This window comes from Vallitalea guaymasensis (assembly GCF_018141425.1).
In the GTDB taxonomy this organism is placed as follows: domain Bacteria; phylum Bacillota; class Clostridia; order Lachnospirales; family Vallitaleaceae; genus Vallitalea; species Vallitalea guaymasensis.
This window is the reverse complement of the sequence record NZ_CP058561.1, coordinates 742,230-765,013: the sequence shown is the minus strand read 5'-3', so window position 1 is coordinate 765,013 and position 22,784 is coordinate 742,230. Positions and strand designations below refer to the sequence as shown.

18 protein-coding genes are annotated in these 22,784 nt (G+C 32.4%); 17 read left to right on the top strand and 1 reads right to left on the bottom strand.

Going from position 1 to position 22,784, the window contains the following annotated elements:
* Window positions 1-150: 150 nt before the first annotated feature.
* The 16 genes from HYG85_RS03415 (at window position 151) to HYG85_RS03340 (ending at window position 19,217) form a co-directional block, all read left to right on the top strand.
* Entirely contained in the window at window positions 151-762 is a 612-nt protein-coding gene (locus HYG85_RS03415; protein WP_212692292.1) for an MptD family putative ECF transporter S component, read from the top strand.
* Between the two features lie 3 nt (window positions 763-765).
* Window positions 766-1,446 (top strand): energy-coupling factor transporter transmembrane component T, encoded by a 681-nt coding sequence (locus tag HYG85_RS03410; RefSeq protein WP_212692291.1) that lies wholly within the window; start codon window positions 766-768, stop codon window positions 1,444-1,446.
* A gap of 11 nt (window positions 1,447-1,457) precedes the next feature.
* The gene (locus HYG85_RS03405) at window positions 1,458-2,846 is read left to right on the top strand and encodes an ABC transporter ATP-binding protein (RefSeq protein ID WP_212692290.1); all 1,389 of its coding nucleotides are present in this window, start codon (window positions 1,458-1,460) and stop codon (window positions 2,844-2,846) included.
* A gap of 28 nt (window positions 2,847-2,874) precedes the next feature.
* Window positions 2,875-3,825: a helix-turn-helix domain-containing protein gene (locus HYG85_RS03400; RefSeq protein WP_212692289.1), complete on the top strand. Its 951-nt coding sequence runs from the start codon at window positions 2,875-2,877 to the stop codon at window positions 3,823-3,825.
* A 457-nt stretch (window positions 3,826-4,282) separates the two neighbouring features.
* Complete coding sequence (locus HYG85_RS03395) at window positions 4,283-5,047, top strand: ABC transporter permease (RefSeq protein ID WP_244971269.1); 765 nt, start codon at window positions 4,283-4,285, stop codon at window positions 5,045-5,047.
* A 15-nt stretch (window positions 5,048-5,062) separates the two neighbouring features.
* Window positions 5,063-5,950 carry a carbohydrate ABC transporter permease gene (locus HYG85_RS03390; RefSeq protein WP_244971268.1) on the top strand — a complete coding sequence of 296 codons (888 nt, stop codon included), beginning with the start codon at window positions 5,063-5,065 and terminating at the stop codon, window positions 5,948-5,950.
* Between the two features lie 69 nt (window positions 5,951-6,019).
* Window positions 6,020-7,669, top strand: a complete 1,650-nt coding sequence (locus tag HYG85_RS03385) for an extracellular solute-binding protein (protein ID WP_113671689.1) — start codon at window positions 6,020-6,022, stop codon at window positions 7,667-7,669.
* A 192-nt stretch (window positions 7,670-7,861) separates the two neighbouring features.
* A complete protein-coding gene (locus tag HYG85_RS03380; RefSeq protein ID WP_212692287.1) occupies window positions 7,862-9,790 on the top strand; it encodes a glycoside hydrolase family 31 protein in 1,929 nt (642 codons plus the stop codon).
* Between the two features lie 27 nt (window positions 9,791-9,817).
* The gene (locus tag HYG85_RS03375; RefSeq protein WP_212692286.1) at window positions 9,818-11,872 is read left to right on the top strand and encodes a glycoside hydrolase family 31 protein; all 2,055 of its coding nucleotides are present in this window, start codon (window positions 9,818-9,820) and stop codon (window positions 11,870-11,872) included.
* A gap of 119 nt (window positions 11,873-11,991) precedes the next feature.
* Window positions 11,992-13,770: an ABC transporter ATP-binding protein gene (locus tag HYG85_RS03370; protein ID WP_212692285.1), complete on the top strand. Its 1,779-nt coding sequence runs from the start codon at window positions 11,992-11,994 to the stop codon at window positions 13,768-13,770.
* Window positions 13,771-13,774: 4 nt separating this feature from the next.
* The gene (locus tag HYG85_RS03365) at window positions 13,775-15,520 is read left to right on the top strand and encodes an ABC transporter ATP-binding protein (protein WP_212692284.1); all 1,746 of its coding nucleotides are present in this window, start codon (window positions 13,775-13,777) and stop codon (window positions 15,518-15,520) included.
* Window positions 15,521-15,674: 154 nt separating this feature from the next.
* Window positions 15,675-15,869 carry a sulfur carrier protein ThiS gene (thiS, locus tag HYG85_RS03360; RefSeq protein ID WP_212692283.1) on the top strand — a complete coding sequence of 65 codons (195 nt, stop codon included), beginning with the start codon at window positions 15,675-15,677 and terminating at the stop codon, window positions 15,867-15,869.
* A gap of 3 nt (window positions 15,870-15,872) precedes the next feature.
* Entirely contained in the window at window positions 15,873-16,676 is an 804-nt protein-coding gene (gene thiF / locus HYG85_RS03355) for a sulfur carrier protein ThiS adenylyltransferase ThiF (RefSeq protein ID WP_212692282.1), read from the top strand.
* A gap of 6 nt (window positions 16,677-16,682) precedes the next feature.
* Window positions 16,683-17,459 carry a thiazole synthase gene (locus tag HYG85_RS03350; RefSeq protein ID WP_334300179.1) on the top strand — a complete coding sequence of 259 codons (777 nt, stop codon included), beginning with the start codon at window positions 16,683-16,685 and terminating at the stop codon, window positions 17,457-17,459.
* 5 nt (window positions 17,460-17,464) lie between these two features.
* On the top strand, window positions 17,465-18,619 hold the full coding sequence (gene thiH, locus HYG85_RS03345) for a 2-iminoacetate synthase ThiH (protein ID WP_212692280.1): 1,155 nt from the start codon (window positions 17,465-17,467) through the stop codon (window positions 18,617-18,619).
* 10 nt (window positions 18,620-18,629) lie between these two features.
* Window positions 18,630-19,217 carry a thiamine phosphate synthase gene (locus tag HYG85_RS03340; protein ID WP_212692279.1) on the top strand — a complete coding sequence of 196 codons (588 nt, stop codon included), beginning with the start codon at window positions 18,630-18,632 and terminating at the stop codon, window positions 19,215-19,217.
* A gap of 15 nt (window positions 19,218-19,232) precedes the next feature.
* Here HYG85_RS03340 and HYG85_RS03335 read toward each other — a convergent pair whose 3' ends face one another.
* Entirely contained in the window at window positions 19,233-20,042 is an 810-nt protein-coding gene (locus tag HYG85_RS03335) for an AraC family transcriptional regulator (RefSeq protein ID WP_212692278.1), read from the bottom strand.
* Between the two features lie 180 nt (window positions 20,043-20,222).
* On the opposite strand from HYG85_RS03335, the gene HYG85_RS03330 reads away from it, so the two are divergent.
* Window positions 20,223-22,430: a glycoside hydrolase family 2 protein gene (locus HYG85_RS03330; protein ID WP_212692277.1), complete on the top strand. Its 2,208-nt coding sequence runs from the start codon at window positions 20,223-20,225 to the stop codon at window positions 22,428-22,430.
* Window positions 22,431-22,784: the final 354 nt, after the last annotated feature.

The window sequence follows — 22,784 nt, the reverse complement described above, 5'->3', positions numbered from 1 at the left end:
AAATGGAATAGTTAAGTCGAAATGGAGCAGAAATTATAATGATGCGTTGTTATAATAGGTTGGTATTTGGGCTGTTAGACATTTAGGAAGAATATAGTTATATGCATGTGACTATATAGGATATCAAAATTAGGGAGGAATAATAAAGATATGGCAACAATAAGAACAAGTGGAAGTAAAGCATTGAAAGGGAAAGATCTCATAACTATTGGAATTTTCTCTGCTATTTATTTTATAATTAATTTTATTATTATGATTTCATCTGGATTGTCACCGGTTATTTGGATTTTAATGCCGGGGATTATAGCTCTTTTGACAGGTGTACCTTTTATGATAATGGTTTCTAAGGTTCAAAAAACAGGTGCAGTATTTGTTATGGGAATCATAACGGGACTTTTATACTTTTTAACAGGGCAATTTACTTTGGTAATCCTTATAACTTTTGTAGTATCTTGTTTAATAGCTGAAATAATTCGTTTTGTTACCAATTATAGAAGTTACCTTGGTAATATGTTAGCGTTTGTATTTTTTTCTCTAGGTATGATTGGTTCACCATTACCAATCTGGTTGTTCAGGGATAGTTTCTTTGCGCAGATAAAAGAGCAGGGGATGTCTGCTGATTACGTCGCTAATCTAGAAGCAGTATCTTCTACAGGAATGCTTATTGTGCTCATAGTAGCACCGATCATTGGAGCTGTCATAGGTGGAATAATAACAAAAGTTCTCTTTAATAAGCATTTTCAGAAAGCGGGAATAGTATAAATAATGTTCGAAAATAAAGAAAAGACATTAGTTTTTGATCCTAGAGCAGAAATCATATTCTTAATATTAGCTAATATAGCTGCATTTACTCAGCGGTCAATATACGTTGAGGTTGGTCTGATAGCTTTACTAATAATTATGTTAGTATATGCTAAGTGCTACAAGGCTAGTGTGAAGTGGATTATTTTATTTGGAATTACTTTAATGCTACAATATTATATATTACCTTATGGACCAAAATTCATAAGAGATACATTTTCTTTTTTAGTATTTTATGTTAGAAAGATTTTCCCGTGCTTAATAGTAGGAACTCTAATTGTGAAGACAACAGAAGTTAGATATTTTGTTTTGGCTCTAAGAAAATGGCATTTACCAGAACAGATTATAATTCCTCTTTCGGTGACTATGCGATATTTCCCTTCAATAAAAGAAGAAACAGGTCATATAAGGGATGCAATGAAGCTACGAAAAGTTAAAGGCGTGGCTAAATTAGAGTGTTATCTAGTTCCTCTTATGATTTCTGCTACTAATACAGCAGAAGAATTGAGTGCTGCTGCTGTCACTAGAGGAATAGAAAATCCAGTAAGAAAGACAAGTGTGGTCAATATACATTTCTATATACAAGATTATATATGCCTTGCCTTGATAATTATTTCTGTTATTGGGGCAGTAGTTTTTAAGTAGGAGGAAATAGAATGATTAGAATCAATGATGTATCTTTTGGATATACAGAGGAAAGGGATACACTAAAAAATATTAATTTGCATATAAGAAGTGGAGAATGTGTATTACTATGTGGAAAAAGTGGGTGTGGGAAGACAACTATAACAAAAATGATTAATGGGCTTATTCCTCATTTCACACCAGATTGTCATCTCTCTGGAAGTGTTGAAGTAGCTGGTATGGACGTGCCCAATACTGAGTTGTATCAATTATCTAAAAAAATTGGTTCGGTTTTTCAAAATCCAAAATCACAATTCTTTAATGTGGACTCCGATAGCGAGCTAGCCTTTGGACTGGAAAACGAAGGGGCTAGACCTGAACTTATAGAACAAAGGATCAAAAAGACTGTTAAGGATCTGAAGATCGAAAGACTTAGGCACAGAAATATTTTTAAAATGTCAGGTGGGGAAAAACAGAACCTTGCTTTTGCTTCGGTATATGCTATGGATTCGGATATATACGTTTTAGATGAACCCACTGCTAATCTAGATGCAAGGGCAATAGAAATATTAAAAGAGCAGATAGCACAACTTAAAAAGCTTGGCAAGACTATATTGATAGCGGATCATAGGCTGTACTACCTGACCGATTTGATTGATAAGGCAATCTACATAGATAATGGGGAGATAGTTGATATATACAGTCGTGAAGAATTTCTATCCATTAGTAGAGAGGATAGAGTTAAAATGGGACTTCGGACGTTGTATCAAGATAAGATTGATATAAATAATTGTCAAGGATATTCCAATAAAAATGAACTAATAGTAAAAGACTTAACATGTGCATATAAGAATGAAACTATCTTAAGAGGGATTTCATTCAATGCGTATGAAGGTGAAATTATTGGTATAACAGGTTATAATGGAACTGGGAAAACGACTTTAGTGCGGTGTATCGCTGGACTTATCAAAGAAAAAAGGGGAAAGATAATTCTTGATGGAAAAGTATTGAACATTAAACAACGGAATAAAGCATGTTATATGATAATGCAGGATGTGAATCATCAGCTTTTTGGAGACAGTGTATGGAATGAATGTGAGATTTCAGGTTATAGAGATGAAAATCAAGATATTGATAAAGTATTACTGGATTTTGATTTGCTGGAGTACAAAGACAGTCATCCTATGGCTTTATCAGGTGGACAAAAACAAAGACTTGCTATTGCAACAGGAGTTTTAACAAACAAGAAGATTCTTATATTCGACGAACCAACTAGTGGTCTTGATTATTATCATATGATTGCTGTTAGTAGAACAATCAAAAAACTAAAAGAGGGTCATATAATATTAATTATAACCCATGATATGGAATTTTTGGAAGTTACATGCGACAGGACAATTGATTTAACAAATAAGGAGTGATTTTATATAATCTAAGGAGGTGAGAACAATGATGGAAGATAAAGTTTTTCTCGGGCAAAATGTATCTGTTATCTGTAAGGATAATGATTGTACGGTTTTTCAGATGAAAGATGAAACTGGTGAAGGACTAATGACTACTTATAAGGTTTTTCCAGGTGTTTATTTGATGTACAACGATTATCATATGAAAAGTTGTATTTCAGAATTCAAGCCTCATTGCAATATGTTCAGTATCAACCATTGTAATGAAGGAAGAATGGAATGGGATGTAGGAGATGGTGCATACTTGTATCTTAGGGAAGGTGACCTTAAGATTGATAATTGTAATCATCATACTGGTAATTATTCCTTTCCTTTGACTCATTATCATGGCATTTCAATTTTACTGTGTTTAGAAGAGGCGACTAAATCACTTAATTCTGTATTATACGGTTTTCCAGTTGATCTGATTGAACTTCAGAAGAAATACTGTGACAACAAAAAGTCATATGTCATACGTGGTGAAAAATCCATTGCACATATTTTTTCAGAATTATATGCTGTTCCAAGTAAGATAAAAAAGTATTATTTCAAAATAAAAGTATTGGAGCTTTTATTATATCTCAGTGCTCTAGAATTACAGGATGAAGAGTTGGAACGTCCATATTTCTATAAGACCCAAGTGGAAAAGGTTAAGGCTATGGAAAAATTGATTACATCTGATTTGGAAACTCACTATACACTAGATCAGTTATCTGCTAGATTTGATATCTCACTAACATCAATGAAAACTTGTTTCAAAGGAGTGTATGGGACATCAATCTATGCATATCTACGTACTTACCGTATGAATAGGGCTGCAGTGCTCCTACGTCAAAGTAAAGATAATATTGCTTATATTGCAGGATGTGTAGGTTATGATAGTCCAAGCAAATTTGCTTATGCTTTTAAATCAATCATGGGTAAATCTCCATTAGAGTATAGAAAATCTATAGTTTAAGTAGTTTGTTATAACCAATTAATATTATAATATAAAGCTTATATAAAATGTATTGTTTAGAATTATCTATTCAATACATTTTTTTATTGCAATTAATTCTTGACATGAAAGTATAAAAATGTTACCATACATACATAAATAGATTAACGTTAAACTAACAATAACACCAATGAATATATCATGTTTTACATTAAAAATATACAAAAATGTTAAAAGTAAAAATAAAATGGTATATTTATTATTGCAATAATTGAGATATGTACATTAAAAAAGGAAGGCATGATGGAAAATGTATCAAAAATTATTTAAGTCAAATCACTTATGGAAAAGAATATTTCGAAATCGGGGTCTCTATTTAATATTATTACCGTCTTTAATATTGTTAATTTGCTTTAGTTACATACCAATGTACGGGGTACTAATTTCATTTAAGGACTACAAAGGTTCTCTTGGTATTATGGGTAGTCCATGGGCTGATCCTTGGTACAAATATTTTATTAAGTATTTTAATTCTTATCAGTTTGTTAATACAATAAAAAACACTTTGGTTATAACAGGTTACAGCTTATTGGTCAGCTTTCCTATTCCAATAATCTTTGCATTAGCAATTAATCAAATGAGAACTAACAGATATAAAAAGACATTTCAAACTATTTCATATATGCCACACTTTATTAGTACCGTGGTAATAGTTGGAATACTTAATTTAATTTTTTCACCAGGAGCTGGATTGATTGGACAGATATTCGGATTGTTCGGAGCCGAAGCACCAAACTTATTGGGTAGTCCTTCAGCTTTTAAACATTTGTATGTATGGTCGGATGTATGGCAGCATGTTGGATGGGATTCAATTATTTACATAGCAGCACTATCATCCGTTGACCCTAATCTATATGAAGCCGCTGGTATTGATGGTGCCAGTCAGTTCCAAAAAATATTGTATGTAGATATTCCAATGTTGATACCTACAGCTATGACATTATTGATACTTAGATGTGGTGGACTTATGGCTCTTGGTTTTGAAAAAGTATACCTTATGCAAAATGACCTTAATTTATTAAATAGCGAAGTTATTTCTACATATGTTTACAAAGTGGGTATGATAAGTGCTCAATATAGTTATTCCTCGGCAGTTAACTTATTTAGTACGGTGATTAACTTTATACTTTTAATATCCGTCAACAAGTTCAGCAGAAAAGTATCAGAAAACAGCTTATGGTAGAGGGGAGGCATAATGATGAGTAATCTAAAGAAAAGAAAGAAAATTACCAAGTTTGACATTATATTATATTCTATATCAGTTATTTTATTAATTATTATTCTTTATCCTATTTATTTTGTTGTTACTGCATCTTTTAGTGAACCTGCAGCAGTAGCCAGCGGTAATGTTTGGTTATGGCCAAAAGGTTTTACATTAGAAGGTTATACAGAACTCTTGAAACACAAAGAAATATGGATAGGATATAAAAATACAATTCTATATACAGCAGCAGGAACTGCAATTGGTATTTTTGTTAATATAACTGCTGCCTATACATTATCAAGAAAAGATTTTGTGGGTCGTAAATTTTTTATGCTGTTATTTGTATTCACCATGTTTTTCAATGGTGGTTTGATACCAACATTCTTAACAGTAAAAAGATTTGGATTGTATGATAATTTCTTAGTAATGGTACTTCCTTTTTCAGTATCAGCTTTTAATATAATCGTAGCCAGAACATTTTTCCAAAATTCCATCCCTAGCAGTTTATGGGATCAGGCTCGAATTGATGGATGTGGTAATGTAAGATATTTCGTTCAGATTGTAGTACCTTTATCAAAAGCGATAATATCTGTATTAGGACTTTGGATAGCTGTTGGACAATGGAATTCCTACTTCAATGCTTTGATATATTTGAAGAGCAGCAGCCTACATCCACTTCAGTTGATATTAAGAAATATTTTGATAACTAACAATATGCAGACTGCACTTGGTAGTGGTGAAGCAGCACAGATTGCACTAAGAAGGGCCAATTTGATGAGATATTCCGTAATTGTAGTATCCACTCTTCCAATTATGTGTGTATATCCATTTGTGCAAAAGTATTTTAACAAAGGTGTAATGATAGGTGCAGTAAAAGGATAAAAATAACCATGAATCTATTAAAATTTATATAGATTACTTTTAATTATTATAATTGAGGAGGAAAAGATTATGAAAAATAAAACAACAAGATCATTTTTAAAAAAGACAATAAGTCTTTTGGTTGTAGCAATGTTAATGCTTACATGTGTTACAGGATGTGGATCAAACAATGAAAAGGACAATAATAATGGTGCAAAAGAGACAGCGGGAAATACAGAAAACAGTAACTTCAATAAAGAAGGACTACCTATTGTAAATGAACCTGTTACATTAACAGTATTAACTACTAGATGGGGTAATATGGGAGATAGTTTCACTGACAATCAATTCATAAAAGATTTGGAAACTAAGACAAACGTTAAGATTGAGTGGCAAGTTCAATCTCTAAGTGATTGGGGAGAACAAAAAGGTATCTTGTTAGCTGGAGGAGATCTACCAGACATCATCATCGGTAATAAAACATTTGAAGATACTGATGTAATCAACAATCTAGAAATGTTTTTGCCAGTAAATGATTTAGTGGATAAATATATGCCTAACTACAAAAAAGCATTAACAGACATGCCTGACTTGAAAAAGACAGTTACATATTTAGATGGAAAAATGTATTCAATGGGTAAAAACCTACCTTGTCGTCCAGTTGTATGTAACCAACCAATCATCAACAAAGCTTGGTTAGATAGATTAGGATTAGAAGAACCAACTACTATTGAAGAATTATATACAGTATTAAAAGCATTCAAAGAGCAAGATGCTAATGGAAATGGAGATCCTAATGATGAGGTTCCTATAACTGGAAGTAAAGGTCTTTCAATGGATTTACTTAATCCTTTTGGAATCACTGATATAAATGGAGCTATGATGCTTGTAGATGAAGATGACAGTTTGACATTCTATCCAACAAGTGAACAATACAAAGAAGGTATAAAATGGTTAAATAAATTATATACTGAAGGAATCATCGATCCAGAAACTTTCACACAAGATGATACTATGGCACTTGGTAAGAATCAAGACCCTAATGTATCAAGAGTAGGTTTCTCATACAACTGGATTCCAGATGCAGTTTATGGACAATGGAAAGATGAATACATCGCTTTAGCACCTATTGCTGGACCAGATGGAAAGAGATATGCAGGTGGAGATAAAAACGGTATTTCTGCAATTGAACGTAATGAAGCTTTAATCACAAAGAATTGTAAATACCCTGAAATAGCTGCACGTTGGTTAGATGAATTCTACACAGGTGAAGCAAGTATCCAGAACTTCTGGGGAGCAATTGGAACAGTTATCTCTAAAAATGAAGATGGTACTTATACTTTAAATAATCCACCAGAAGGAACAAGTGCTGATGGTTGGTACTGGGATCAAAGTTTAAGAGATTTTGGACCAAAATATGTAAGTGCTGATTTCCAAGAAAAAATTAAATTATCACCAGAAAGTGGAGACGGATTAAAACTAGAACTTAGTAAATTAGGAGAAGAATACATTACTAGAACATATCCAAAAGTAATGTTAAGTGCAGAAGAAATCGAAGAATTAGCTACATTAGAAACAGATATCAACAAATTCATCGATGTTACTAGAGCTGATTGGGTAATTAACGGTAATGTAGATGAAGGTTGGGATACATATGTTAAAAAATTAAATGAAATGGGATTGGAACGTTTGATTGAAATCCGTACAGATGCAATGGAGCGTTACTCAAAAGGTGAATAGTATTATTATTTAATATAACTTAATATTAATTAATATAGTAATAAGGGGCTGTCCTATATACATTTTACGTTAATATCCTAATGAAGTAGAATCTTCTTAACGGTATAAATTGTAGCAGCCCCTTTATTAATTTAAGTGGATACAACGGGACAGAAATAATTAATTTATATAAAAGAATACAAGGAGTATAAAATGAAAACATATAAGTATAACTTAAATAGTGCTCTTAATATTGATGATTTAGATTATGTTTGCTTGAAAAAAGAAAATGATAAATGCACGATTACTATTGATATAAATTACCAAGCTGCTTATGGTTTGGGTGAAAGATTCAATTGTATTAATCAAAAAGGTCTAACAGTACAATCACATGTATATGAGAAATTTTGTAATCAGGGAGAAATAAGTTATTGCCCAATTCCTTTTTTCTTCACTAATACGGGATTAGGAGTTTATGTAGATTCTTGGGTTATAAATGAATTCGATTTCGGTGATACAATAAAGATTACAATATCAAAAGACAGTTCAGATAAATTCCCAGAAATATATTTCTTTCTTGGCGAGCCAAAAGAAATTATCAGCGAGTATGTATCATTGACAGGGAAACCTTTCATTACACCGAAATGGAGTTTTGGTCCATGGATATCAGCTAACAGATGGAATACAGAAGAATTGGTAGAAGAGCAATTAGAATTACTGGAAAAGCATAAGTTCCCTGCTAATGTAATGGTTCTTGAAGCATGGAGTGACGAAGCTACCTTCTATAGATGGAATGAAAACGGCGAATGGAAAAATCCAAAAGAAATGATTGATAAGCTTCATGATAAAGGTATTAAATTATTATTGTGGCAATGCCCAGTCATAAAGAAAATGGAAGAAGGAAGATTCCATAAAGTCAATGAGGAAGATTGGGAACATGTGAAACAAAAGGGCTTATGTATAAAAAATGCAGATGGAAGTCCTTATACTATTCCAAAAAGACGTTGGTTCAGTGGGTCCATGATACCTGATTTTACTAATGAAGAAACTATAAAATGGTGGTTTGAAAAAAGACAGCATCTATTAGATATAGGAGTAGATGGGTTCAAAACAGATGGTGGAGAATTCGTTTATGATGATGATATAAAAGCTCATAATGGAATGACAGGTATTGAACTAAAGAATGCTTATGCCTCCAGTTATGTACAAGCTTATCATGACTTCATAGGAAAAGACAGAGTACTTTACAGCAGAGCTGGATATAAAGGACAACAAAATTTTCCAATGCAATGGGCTGGAGATCAGCAATCCACTTGGGATGAGTTGCGTCATATTATATTAGCAGGAATTTCATTAGGAATGAGTGGAGTTCCGTACTGGGGATTTGATATTGCTGGATTTGCTGGAGAGCTTCCAACAGTTGAATTATACGAAAGATCAACACAGTTGGCTGTATTCACGCCTGTAATGCAATGGCATTCAGAGCCCATAGGCGGTCAGTTTTCAGAAATATTACCTGGTATAAAAGGCACTAACGATAGAAGCCCATGGAATATGGCTCTATGCTATCAGGATGAAGATTTGATTGATAGATTAAGATATCACCATAATCTAAGAACGAATCTATTACCTTATATTTATGACCAAGCAAAGAAATCCAGTGAAACAGGAATTCCAATGATGAAACATCTAGTATTAGAGTATCCAGAGGATGAGTTGGTATATAATATTGAAGATAGTTTCATGTTTGGAGATATTTTAGTTGCTCCTATAATATTTGAAGGTAAGACAGATAGAGAGGTATATCTACCAGATGGTATGTGGACCAATCTATGGACTGGCGAGACATTCACAGGAAACAAAAGATATCAGATTGATTCTGGAAAAGAACGTATCCCTGTTTTCCTTCGAAACGGTGGAGGTATTGCCTTGAATCTAGGTGAGGACAAAGAATTAGGAAGCTATGTTGGTAATGGCATGGAAGAATATAACAACCTATGCTTCTACCTAGCAGGTGATGTAGGAGAATACTGTTTCAGTGATGATTTGGGAAATAAAATATTAATAACTTGGAAAGATGGTATCAATAAGACACAAGTCTTATCTGGAAATATACAGTTTGATATTATTGATAATATATAATTGATGACTATCATAAGGAGACATAAAATGATTAAGAGATTTATATATGGTAATCCATTTAATACAGAAGCTGTCATTAAGGAATTGCCAATTGAAAATGATACACCTAAGTACGGTAAATTAGATTTGTCAGAAGGCTTCACATATACATATGACATGAAAGATGATATTGTTTTTGGTCTAGGTGAAAACATAAGAGGAATAAACAAGAGAGGATATAGATACGTAAGCAATTGTACAGATGATGCTGTTCATACGGAAGATAAGGTTTCATTATATGGGGCACATAATTTTATTATTATCCTTGGAGAAAAAACATTTGGATTATTCTTTGATACACCTCAAAAAATAGCTTTTGATATTGGGTACACTAGACAAAATGAGTTGAAAGTAACAATGCCAGAGAAAGATGTCAATCTATATTATATTGAAGGAAACAGTCTCAATGATATAGTAAAAGAATTTAGACAGCTTATAGGTAGAAGCTATATTCCTCCATATTGGGCTTTTGGATATCAGCAAAGCAGATGGGGATATAGAAATGAAGAAGATGTAAGAAAAGTATTGGATGAATACAGAAAAAATGAGATTCCTTTGGATGCAATATATCTTGATATTGATTATATGAAGGATTATAAAGATTTTACTGTTGATACTGATAAGTTTCCTGATTTTGAAAAATTAGTTTCTGATATGAAAAAAGAGGGAATACGATTAGTACCTATTATAGATGCAGGTGTAAAAATAGAAGATGGCTATAATGTCTATGAAGAAGGTGTAGCCAAAAACTATTTTTGTAAGAGAGAAGATGGTACTGATTTTGTAGCGGGTGTATGGCCAGGAAGAACACATTTTCCGGATTTTCTGAATGAAGATGCTAGAGAGTGGTTTGGAGAACAATACAAATTCTTATTGGATAAAGGTATTGAGGGCTTTTGGAATGATATGAATGAACCTGCTATATTCTATTCCGATGAAGGATTGAGTGAAGCTTTTTCCAAGATTGAAGAGTATAAAGAGGATAAACTAGATGTAAATTCATATTTTGAGTTCCAGAATCTTGTAAAAGGTCTATTAAACAATCCAGATGATTATAAAAGATTCTACCATAATGTAGACGGAGAGATGATTTGCCACGATAAGCTTCATAATCTATATGGTTATAATATGACTAGAGCAGCAGGGGAAGCATTTGAGAGATTAGTACCTGAAAAAAGGATATTAATGTTTTCTCGTTCTTCTTATATTGGAATGCATAGATATGGAGGGATTTGGACTGGAGACAATAATTCTTGGTGGTCACATTTATTATTGAATATCAAAATGATGCCATCATTGAATATGTGTGGATTCCTTTATTCAGGTGCAGACATAGGAGGATTCGGCTGTAATACAACTAGGGACTTGGTACTTCGTTGGCTTGCTTTCGGAATTTTTACTCCATTGATGAGAAATCATTCATGCTCTATAAGACCACAGGAATGTTATCAGTTTGAACAAACAGTTGATTTTAAAAATATCATCGACCTTAGATATAGGTTGATTCCATATATCTATAGTGAGTATATGAAAGCTGTTTTAAATGACGAAATGTATTTTAGGCCATTAGCATTTGATTATCCTAGTGATTCCTTTGCAATACATGTTGAAGATCAACTAATGGTAGGTGAAGGAATGATGGTCACACCTGTATACGAGCAAAATGCAATAGGCAGATATGTATACCTTCCAGAAGATATGTTGAAGGTTAAGGTCAAAGGCGGAAAACTGACTGAAGAAATTCTACAAAAAGGACATCATCACATAGACATATCTCTAGATGAGGTAGTATTCTTCATTAAAAAGAATCACCTGATACCTATATGTGAACCGGCACTTAATACAGAAAAGTTGGACACTAATAATTTAACGTTGATAGGATATGTTGATGATAGTGTATCATATAAGCTATATCATGACGATGGTATGTCAAAGGACTATGACAGAAAAGACAATATGATTAATATTCAAGTTGAAAATGATACAGTAATTTCTGATTGCGATAATATTAATTTTAATCTAAAAATAAAGAGAGAAATTTAATTGTCCAAATGGTTCATAATAGTCAATGTAGAGCTGAAAAATTAATAGAGACACTCTATAATATGTATTGGTTAAGGAATAGTTTAACCAATACATTTTTTTTTGGAAGGGAGATTATTATGAAACAAAAAAGCTGGGTGAAAACGCTATTTTCTTTTGCATCAAGATGTAAAGGGAAAATTACCATATCTGTTATATGTGCAATAATTAGTGTTGCAGGCGGTATAGTACCTTATTTTGGAGTTTATAAGATTATATGTCTTTTCATTGATGAGACTCCAACCTTGGACAAAATTATATTTTGGTCCATAATTAGTATTGCAGGCTATTTGGTGCAGGTGCTATTTTATGGCATATCAACAACTTTATCACATATCTCTGCATACACTATTTTAGAATCTATCAGATTGAAAATTGCAGATAAATTAATGAAAGCGCCTCTTGGAACTGTGCTGAACGAACAAATTGGTAATCTGAAAAATATTATAGTAGATAGAGTAGAAGCCATAGAAATACCTTTGGCTCATGCTATACCAGAATTGATATCTAATCTATTATTACCAATTGGAGTATTCATTTTCTTATGTATGATTGACTGGCGTATGGCGTTAGCTTCTATGATAACCATACCAATTGCAGGTATTGTACTAAAAAGAATGATGAAGACTTTTAGTAAACAGTATGATGATTATATGAAAGCTAATAATCATATTAATAGTGTTATTGTGGAATATGTAGAAGGAATTGAAGTCATCAAGGCATTCAATCAATCTACATCATCATACGAAAAGTTTACTAAATCAGTTGATTCATTCAAGGGATACACTCTTGGGTGGTTTAGAAGTACATGGAAATCCTTGAATTTTGTAGGTGCAGTTTTACCTTCTACTATGTTAGGAACATTACCTGTTGGTATATTACTGTACCTTAATGGAAGTCTGACACCATCAGAGTTTACTATTTGTCTAATATTATCTATGGGAATAGTTTCTCCACTAATGAAGTTTTCAATCTTTGTAAATGATATAAAATCAATGGAATATTCTGTTAGGGATGCTGATATGTTACTTACGCTACCAGAGTTAAGTATAAAAAAAGAACCAGTGAGCTTTAAGAATTATGCAATTCAACTGGAAAATGTGTCATTTTCTTATGGAAGAGTTGATGATACAGAAGAAAAGATGGCATTATCTAATGTTGATATAAGTATTCCAGAAGGGTCATTTTCTGCTCTTGTTGGTTCTTCAGGTGGAGGTAAATCTACAGTTGCAAGGCTAATTGCAAGATTTTGGGATGTAAATGAAGGATGTATCAAGATAGGAGGTATCAATATAAAGGATATACCTCTTAATCAACTTGGAAATACAATTACCTATGTTGCTCAAGACAACTTTTTATTCAACTGTTCCCTGATGGAAAATATACGATTGGGGAAACCAAAAGCATCAGATGAAGAGGTTTTTGCTGCAGCAAAAGCTGCATGCTGTGATGAATTCATAAGTAAATTGGAAGATGGTTATAACACCAATGCAGGAGCAGCTGGAAAATGTCTTTCAGGTGGGGAAAAACAAAGAATTTCAATTGCTAGAGCTATCCTAAAAGATGCACCTATAGTAATATTGGATGAAGCAACTGCTTTTACCGATCCTGAAAATGAACATAAAATTCAAAAATCCATAGCCGCATTGACAAAAGGCAAAACATTATTAGTTATAGCACATAGACTCTCAACTATTAAAGACGCAGACCAGATAATAGTCATGGAAAAAGGAAATATTGTAAGTAATGGTAAACAAGGCGAGTTACTTAAGTCATGCCCTCTTTATATTAATATGTGGAATGCTCATATTAATTCAAAATCATGGACTGTTTCAACTAAAAGAAAAAAGGAGGCATAAGATAATGTTTAAAACCATAAAACGTATAATTATATGGACAGGCAATTATAAGAAATCTCTTTACATCGGGTTTGTATATTCTTTTTTAGTAACTATTTTTTCAGCTATGCCTATAATGGCAACTGGATATACATTAGATTTAGTATTAAAAGATATGAGAGGTGAGATTACTCTTGAAAAAAATCTTGCTTTTACCATGCTGATATTTATTATCCTAACAGTATTACTTCGTTTTTACTTCTCTTATCTAAGAGCTAAATCTCAAGAAAGTGTTGGATATGAGATAGCTGCAAAACAGAGGATTAAGATTGGTGAAGTACTCAAGAGGGTTTCTCTAGGATATTTTAACAAAAATAATACAGGAGATGTATCTGCTACATTAACAAGTGAGTTGTCAGTTCTTGAATTGCAAGGAATGAAAATGATAGATAAAGTCGTTAATGGTTATATCAATATTATTGCTACAATTTTATGTTTAGCCTTTTTTAATATAGAAATAGCATTAATATCTTTAGCTGGAGCTATATTATCCTTTATATTTGTAAACGGAATAAGTAGAAAGTGTAAAGAGAATGCACCTATACTAGAGAAAGCCCAGATAGATATGACAAGTGATACAATAGAATATATCAGGGGAATGCATATAGTAAAGGCTTTCAAACAAGATGGTGTAGCAATTGACAAAATAAAAAAATCATATAGTGATAGTAAAGGCATCAATATCAAGGTTGAAAAAAATTTTGTGCCTTATAATTGTTTGCATCTATTATCATTAAGATTAGCGTCAGTATTGATTGTTTTGATATCTGGAAGACTTGTATTGGATGGCAAAATGGATTTACCTATAATGTTGATGATTGGTGTATTTTCCTTCACAATATTTAGTAATGTAGAAGGCGTAAATGATGCTGCTCATTTACTTAGGTTGATTGATAACACCCTTAATAAGTTAGAAAAAATGAAAAACGCTGATTTTATAGATAAAGATGGAAAGGATATAGCACTAACCTCATATAATATAAGATTTGACCATGTAAGGTTTGCTTATGATAATAAAGACATTATAAATGATGTTTCGTTTAATATTCCACAAAATACTACAACAGCGATTATCGGTCCATCTGGAAGTGGAAAAACTACATTATGTAGTTTACTAGCCCGTTTCTATGATGTTAATTCAGGAAAGATATCTATTGGTGGAGTTGATATAAGAAAATTGACATGTGACAGCCTTCTATCTAATATGAGTATGGTATTTCAAAATGTCTATCTATTTCATGATACTATAAAAAATAATATAAGATTTGGTAATCCAAGTGCCACAGATGCCGAAATCAAAGAAGCTGCAAAAAAAGCTTGTTGTCATGATTTTATTATGGATTTGTCTAATGGGTATGATACTATGATAGGTGAGGGCGGTTCTTCTCTATCTGGAGGGGAAAAACAAAGGATTTCTATTGCTAGAGCAATTCTGAAAGATGCTCCTATTGTTATCCTTGACGAAGCTACAGCTAGTGTTGATCCAGAGAATGAACACTATATTCAAGAAGCAATAAGTTCATTGACCCATGGAAAGACTATCATCATCATTGCTCATAGACTTGCTACAATACAAAATGCAGACCAGATTCTAGTTGTTGACAATGGAAATATAGCCCAAAAAGGTACTCATGAGCAGTTATATAAACAAGAGGGTATTTACAGGAGATTCTTGACAATACGTGAAAGGGCTGAGAGCTGGAGCATCTGAAAAAGCAGCTTGACTAAATCTATAAAATAATCTATAATACTAGTTAATAAAATATGGTTCGTAATTATTAAGCATAAAATGGGGTACACCACCGCGGGTGTAAATCTCCATTTTATGCTTTTTTTTATGAATTAAACATAAGGGAAGTGAAGAAATGAGAGTTAATGGAACTGATATTAAGCTTGATGAGGATATAAATTTATATGATTTCTTGGTTAACAATAATTATGATATTACCAAGATTGCTGTTGAACATAATAGTAATATTGTTCCTAAGATAGAATATAGAAATATCATGCTCAAGAATAATGATACCTTGGAAATTGTCAGCTTTGTTGGAGGAGGTTGATATATGAAGATAACAGTTAACGGTAAAAGGATTAATACAGATGTAGTTACTGCATTCCAATTACGAAACCAGATTGGAAATGAAGATGATATTGTAATTTTCAACGGTTATCAAATAGAAGAAGATAAAAAGTTAGTAGAGAATGACACACTTAGTATCATAACAAAAGGTGCTATGGTTAATAGTGATGAGCTAGAGAGTATGCTAATGGCTAGACATACTCCTAATGTACATAAAAAGATTAAAAAAGGTAAAGTGGCTATAGCTGGATTAGGAGGATTAGGTTCTAACATTGCAATCATGCTTGCAAGAACGGGCATTGGAGAAGTACTCCTTGTAGATTTTGATATTGTTGAACCAAGTAATCTAAATCGCCAGTGTTATAATATCAGTCATTTAGGTATGCCTAAGACAGAAGCGCTAAAACAGCAGATAAAAGAAATCAATCCTTATATAGAAGTACAGATTAAGACTGTAAAAGTAACTATAGATAATGTTTATGAGCTTTTTAATGGATATGATATTATTTGTGAAGCCTTTGATAAGCCTGAGGCAAAATCAACACTTGTTAACGTAGCTTTGGAAGAGATGGATGACGTGAAGATTGTTGCAGCTTCTGGTATGGCAGGTTATGGCAGTTCCAATATAATCAAGACAATCAATCCTATGAAAAGATTATATGTATGTGGTGATTTACAGAGTGAAGCAAAAATCGGACAAGGGCTAATGGCTCCAAGAGTGAATATATGTGCAGGGCATCAAGCTAATATGATACTAAGATTATTACTAGGAATAAATGATATATAGGAAAGGATGTATAAAATGAATGATAAATTAATAATAGGAGAACACGAATTTGATTCAAGATTTATATTGGGTTCAGGTAAATTTTCTTTGGATATGATAGATGCAGTTATAAATAAGGGAGATGTAGAGATAATAACTCTTGCCTTACGACGCTCTAATGTAGGTGGGCAAGAAAATATATTGGATCATATACCAGAAGGTATAACATTATTGCCTAATACTTCTGGTGCTAGAAATGCTTCTGAAGCAGTAAGGATAGCAAGACTTTCAAGAGAAATTGGATGTGGTAATTTCATAAAGTTAGAGGTAATAAGAGATTCAAAATATCTGATGCCAGATAATTATGAAACCATAAAAGCTACTGAAATTCTTGCAAAGGAAGGTTTTGTTGTAATGCCTTATATGTATCCAGACCTAAATGTAGCAAGAGCATTAGTAGATGCTGGTGCAGCAACTATCATGCCTTTGGGTTCACCTATCGGCAGTAACAAAGGACTTTGCACAAAAGATTTTATAAAGATATTAATTGATGAAATAGATGTACCAATTATCGTAGATGCAGGTATAGGCCGTCCATCACAAGCCTGTGAGGCAATGGAAATGGGGGCTGATGCAGTTATGTGTAATACAGCGATTGCTACCGCTTCTGATATATATACAATGGCAGAAGCATTTAAACTTGCAATAAGGTCAGGACGTAAAGCTTACTTAGCTGGACTTGGAAGAGTTTTGAACAATAAAGCGGAAGCTTCTAGTCCTTTAACTGGATTTTTGGAGGATTGATTATTATGAATAGAGAAAAAGTAAACCACATGGAATATTTAGAAGGAATGGATGTCATAGATTCAGATTTAATGGAAAAAGTATTGGGAATAGTAGATAAATACGATTATCATATGTATACTTCCAAAGACGTTGAGATAGCACTGGAGAAAGACATGATTACAATAGATGATTATGGGGCTTTGTTATCTCCAGCAGCTATGCCCTATTTAGAAGATATGGCAAAAAAAGCTACTATGAATACAAAAAAATATTTCGGTAATTCTGTAACCATGTTTACTCCTTTATATATATCAAACTACTGTGAAAATCATTGTGTTTATTGTGGGTTCAACTGTATGAATAAAATTCAGAGAGGAATGCTTACATTAGAAGAAGTAGAACAAGAACTTAAAAATATTGCATCCACTGGTTTGAAAGAGATTCTGTTATTGACAGGTGAATCCCGTAGTACTTCTAGTGTAGAATATATTGGAGGTGCCGTAGAATTAGCCGCAAAATATTTTTCTGCAGTTGGAATAGAGATATATCCTCTTAATACAGAAGAATATGCTTACTTACATAAACGTGGTGCCGATTTTGTTTCAGTTTACCAAGAAACCTATAATACAGATAAGTACGAACAGGTTCATTTAAGTGGTTCGAAACGAATATTTCCATACAGATTTTATGCACAAGAAAGAGCTTTGTTAGGTGGTATGAGAGGAGTATCATTTGGAGCATTATTAGGTATAGATGATTTTAGAAAAGATGCTTTTGCTACAGGATTACATGCGTATTTTGTACAGAAGAAGTATCCTTATGCAGAAATTTCATTTTCAACCCCTAGGCTAAGACCTTATATCAATAATGCTGATAATAACCCTAATGATGTTCACGAAAAACAGCTTCTACAGGTAATGACAGCTCATCGTATTTTCATGCCATTTGCAGGTATAACCATTTCTACAAGGGAGAGAGCAGGTTTTCGTAACAATGTTATTGGAATGGCAGCAACCAAGATATCTGCAGGTGTAAAGGTTAGTGTTGGAGGTCATGGGGAAGAAGAAAAAGGTGATGAACAATTTGAGATTTCCGACCCACGAGATGTAGAAGAAATCCACAATATGATTCTTGATAGAGGCTTACAGCCAGTATATACTGATTATATCTATGTTTAGGAGAAAGAGTATGCTTATTTGTGTAACTAATAGAAAATTGTGTAGAGATAATTTTATAGAGAGAATAAATAAGATAGCAGAAGGAAAACCCCATGCGATAATGTTAAGGGAAAAGGATATGGATAGATCTGAATATGAATGTCTAGCTTTGAAGATAAAAGAAATATGTAATAATAGTAATGTAGAGTTGATAATCAATAATAATATAGAAACAGCTACGAAACTAGGTATTTCCAATATTCATCTATCAATGTCTGCTCTTAGGACAAATAAGAATCGATTAAGTCAATTTACTAATATAGGTGCTTCTGTTCATTCATTGGCTGAAGCTAAAGAAGCTGGGGAGTTAGGTGCTTCATATATAATTGCGGGACACATATTTCCTACTGATTGCAAACAAGGGGTTCCACCAAGAGGTATATCATTTTTGCAAGAAGTATGTCATATCTCATCTATACCTGTATTTGCAATAGGAGGTATAACTAGTGATAAAAAAAAGGATATAATTAAAACCGGGGCAAAAGGAATGTGCATTATGTCTCAGATTATGAATTGTACTAATCCAATTGAATGTATTGATAGTTTTGAAGTTAATTGAGATTCAATCTAAAAATCACCCCTTATAATGTTTTCTAAATGCACCTGGGGTGACTTTTTCTATTCTTTTAAACCATTTACCATAATAACTTGCATCTTCAAAGCCTACTTGTTTACCTATTTTACTTATACTCAGACTGGTATTCAGCATTAATTCTTTGCTTTTTTGTATCCTGACCCCATTAATGTATTCAAAGGGTCTTTTTTTAGTGCTTTCAATAAAAATTCTGCATAGATATTGAGGTGTTACATCAATAAGTGATGCCAAGGTATCTATAGTAAGAGTGTTAAAATAATTTTCATTGATATATTCAATGACTATAGCCATTTTAGATAATTGAAAAGGGGAAGATTTATGTATGATGTAATCAGGTAATGACATTATAAAATCATAGCTCATTACAGACAGTTGATTATGGTTATTATAAGAATCACCAGTTTCGATACAGTTAATAATTTTTTGCCTTATTAGGTCTATGTCTTTTATATAATAATAGTTAGATTTATAGAACCCCAAGGAATTCAGCAGTTGTTTCACAGCAAATCCATCAAAAGTAATCCAATCAGTAAGCCATGTTTCTGATAAAGGACGATAATGATGAGGTTCATCTTTGTATATAATCATACCCATGTCTTTTTCTAATATAATACTGTCATTACCAATTGTTACCTCGCCTTTCCCCTCATAACATTGAATCCAATGATATGAAGAAAAACCATATCTACGGTCAATGCTATCCTGATGGAATTCACAACCTGCTGATGTTAAGTAAATGGGTAATTTAGCATCTTTATCCAATATCATTGGGAAGAATGTCTGTTGCATAAGAAATCACCTCTTCATAATATAATAATATAGTTTCATATAATTATATATACCATAATATTATTAGATGTACAAGGAAATATATCTTTGCTATATTATTAATATAGTTATATATTTGTATCTTATATATGTAAGAAATTAAAGATCAGCAAGAAATATTATATTTTGGGAGGAGATATTATGCATAAAGATATATCATTCAATAACGACTGGTTATATACTGCAAGGTTTGAGGAAGAATTCATTGAAAGGAACTATGATGATTCCTCTTTCAATAATGTGATGCTGCCACATGCTAATAAGACTATACCGTATAATTATTTTGATGAGAAAGATTACCAATTTGTTTCATGCTATAGAAAACATTTCACTATTGAAGATAAATACATTAAGAATGGATTATTTATTGATTTTGAAGGTGTAATGACTTATGCAAAATGTTTTGTCAACGGAGAATATGTAGGTGAGCATAAAGGTGGGTATACACCTTTTTCAATAGACATCACGGATAAAGTATTATTTAATGAAGATAACGTATTGACAGTAATGGTAGATTCTACAGAAAGAAATGATATACCTCCTTTTGGACATACAATAGATTATCTATGCTACGGGGGAATATATCGAGAAGTTACATTAAGAATAGTTGATGATATACATATTAGTCATTCATTCATTCGTACTGAAGATGTTTTGAGTGATAATAAGACATTAGAAACAGATATTTATATTAGCAGTAAGATATCAGCTGATATAATAGTAGAAATAAAATTGTTGGACGAAGAAAATAATGTATTAGGAACAATAGAAAAGAATATAGAAGTTAGTATAGGTGATACTGTAAAGACAATATCCCTCAATGGATTGACTAATATAAAGTTATGGGATATAGATAGTCCTAATCTATATAATGTGTCAATTTTATTAAAGAAAGACAATGAAGTCATAGATAAACGTGAAGAAAGAATAGGTTTTAGAACAGTAGAGTTTACAGAGAATGGATTCTATCTTAATAATAGACATCTTAATTTAGTTGGGCTTAACCGTCATCAAGCATTTCCTTATGTAGGCTATGCCATGCCAAAAAGAGCACAAGAAAAAGATGCAGAGATACTAAAAGACTTAGGGCTTAATATTGTAAGAACTTCCCACTATCCACAATCAAGACATTTCTTGAACCGTTGTGATGAGATTGGATTATTGGTTCTTGAAGAGATTCCAGGATGGCAGCATATCGGAGATGAAGCTTGGAAAGAGGTTGCTTGTGAGAATGTAAGAGAGATGATTACAAGAGATTATAACCATCCTTCCATTATCATATGGGGGGTTAGAATCAATGAATCAAGGGATGACCATGATTTCTATGTAAAAACTAATGAGATAGCCCATAATCTAGATATTACTAGGCAAACAGGTGGAATAAGATGTATATCTGATAGTGAATTACTGGAAGATGTTTATACTATGAATGATTTTGATATACATCAGAGACGACAGCAAAGTATAACTGGTCTAGATCATCTGGTTCCTTATATGGTCACTGAGAAAATAGGGCATACTTATCCTACTAAAAGATTTGATAAAGAAGAAAGACTTATAAATCATGCAAACAGACATATCAATGCTCATAATGAAACGTATTTAGATAGTACTATCAGTGGCTTGATATGCTGGTGTGCATTTGATTATAATACCCATTACGATTTCGGTTCAGGTGATAGAATATGTTATCATGGCGTAATGGATATGTTCCGTATACCTAAATTGGCTGCTGCCACATATCGTTCACAAAAAGACCCAGAAGTAGAACCTGTGCTTGAGCCTGCAACTATCTGGGCTAATGGTGAAAGAGATGGAGGAGGAATATCTCCAATAATTGTATATACTAATTGTGAGAAAGTAGAAATGTATATAGAAGATAAATATATTGATTGTTATCTACCTGATAAAGAGACTTATAGAGGGTTAGTCCATCCCCCAGTAATAATAGATGCTAATGTAAGTACATGGGGCAGTTCTTGGGGGGATGTAAGATTTGTTGGATATGTAGGTAATAAGGAAGTAATTGAAAAACAATTTTGTAAGAATCCTATTGCCACAGAATTAATAGGTATAGCAGATGATGATACCTTGAAAAGTGGTGATTGGGATACTACTAGGATTGTTTACAAATGTGTTGATCAAAAAGGTAATATATTACCTTTTATTAACGAATTTATTGAGCTTGATGTTGAAGGTCCAGCTGAGATAATAGGACCAGATAAAGTAAGTTTGATAGGTGGATGTATAGGTATTTGGATTAAGACAACAGGAAAAAAAGGTGAAATCATACTCAAGGCTCGATCTTCTCGTTTTAGTGCAAATGATATCAAAATAACAGTGGAATAGAAAAAATATAAAATTTTTTGTAAAAGGTATAAACCTACTTTAGCGAATAAAAAACTAATGTAGGTTTATTTTTGTTAGTTTATATAAATATTACAAAAAAATTACAAATAAATGTTACAAAAGTTTGACGTACAGAATAATAAATGTTATAATTATGTAATATATGAACAGAGACTCATACGAATGTAGAATTTGACAAAATATCGTAAAAATATGACGTTTTTGTAGACAATAGTAAAGAGGGTGTTAAATGGAAACAGCGAAGATGATAAAAAAACAATATAAAAGATAATAGTTGATAATTAAAGATAATTTTAACGATAATAATGAAATAATTATAATATATGGAAATTG

Excerpts from the sequence above, each read along its gene's own strand:
- HYG85_RS03335 (WP_212692278.1), bottom strand. The coding sequence starts at position 20,042 with ATGCAACAGACATTCTTCCCAATGATATTGGATAAAGATGCTAAATTA.
- HYG85_RS03350 (WP_334300179.1), top strand. The coding sequence starts at position 16,683 with ATGTATAAAATGAATGATAAATTAATAATAGGAGAACACGAATTTGAT.
- HYG85_RS03365 (WP_212692284.1), top strand. The coding sequence starts at position 13,775 with ATGTTTAAAACCATAAAACGTATAATTATATGGACAGGCAATTATAAG.
- HYG85_RS03395 (WP_244971269.1), top strand. The coding sequence starts at position 4,283 with ATGGGTAGTCCATGGGCTGATCCTTGGTACAAATATTTTATTAAGTAT.
- HYG85_RS03400 (WP_212692289.1), top strand. The coding sequence starts at position 2,875 with ATGATGGAAGATAAAGTTTTTCTCGGGCAAAATGTATCTGTTATCTGT.
- thiS (WP_212692283.1), top strand. The coding sequence starts at position 15,675 with ATGAGAGTTAATGGAACTGATATTAAGCTTGATGAGGATATAAATTTA.
- thiF (WP_212692282.1), top strand. The coding sequence starts at position 15,873 with ATGAAGATAACAGTTAACGGTAAAAGGATTAATACAGATGTAGTTACT.
- HYG85_RS03370 (WP_212692285.1), top strand. The coding sequence starts at position 11,992 with ATGAAACAAAAAAGCTGGGTGAAAACGCTATTTTCTTTTGCATCAAGA.
- HYG85_RS03375 (WP_212692286.1), top strand. The coding sequence starts at position 9,818 with ATGATTAAGAGATTTATATATGGTAATCCATTTAATACAGAAGCTGTC.
- HYG85_RS03380 (WP_212692287.1), top strand. The coding sequence starts at position 7,862 with ATGAAAACATATAAGTATAACTTAAATAGTGCTCTTAATATTGATGAT.
- HYG85_RS03385 (WP_113671689.1), top strand. The coding sequence starts at position 6,020 with ATGAAAAATAAAACAACAAGATCATTTTTAAAAAAGACAATAAGTCTT.
- HYG85_RS03390 (WP_244971268.1), top strand. The coding sequence starts at position 5,063 with ATGAGTAATCTAAAGAAAAGAAAGAAAATTACCAAGTTTGACATTATA.
- HYG85_RS03410 (WP_212692291.1), top strand. The coding sequence starts at position 766 with ATGTTCGAAAATAAAGAAAAGACATTAGTTTTTGATCCTAGAGCAGAA.
- HYG85_RS03340 (WP_212692279.1), top strand. The coding sequence starts at position 18,630 with ATGCTTATTTGTGTAACTAATAGAAAATTGTGTAGAGATAATTTTATA.
- thiH (WP_212692280.1), top strand. The coding sequence starts at position 17,465 with ATGAATAGAGAAAAAGTAAACCACATGGAATATTTAGAAGGAATGGAT.
- HYG85_RS03405 (WP_212692290.1), top strand. The coding sequence starts at position 1,458 with ATGATTAGAATCAATGATGTATCTTTTGGATATACAGAGGAAAGGGAT.
- HYG85_RS03330 (WP_212692277.1), top strand. The coding sequence starts at position 20,223 with ATGCATAAAGATATATCATTCAATAACGACTGGTTATATACTGCAAGG.
- HYG85_RS03415 (WP_212692292.1), top strand. The coding sequence starts at position 151 with ATGGCAACAATAAGAACAAGTGGAAGTAAAGCATTGAAAGGGAAAGAT.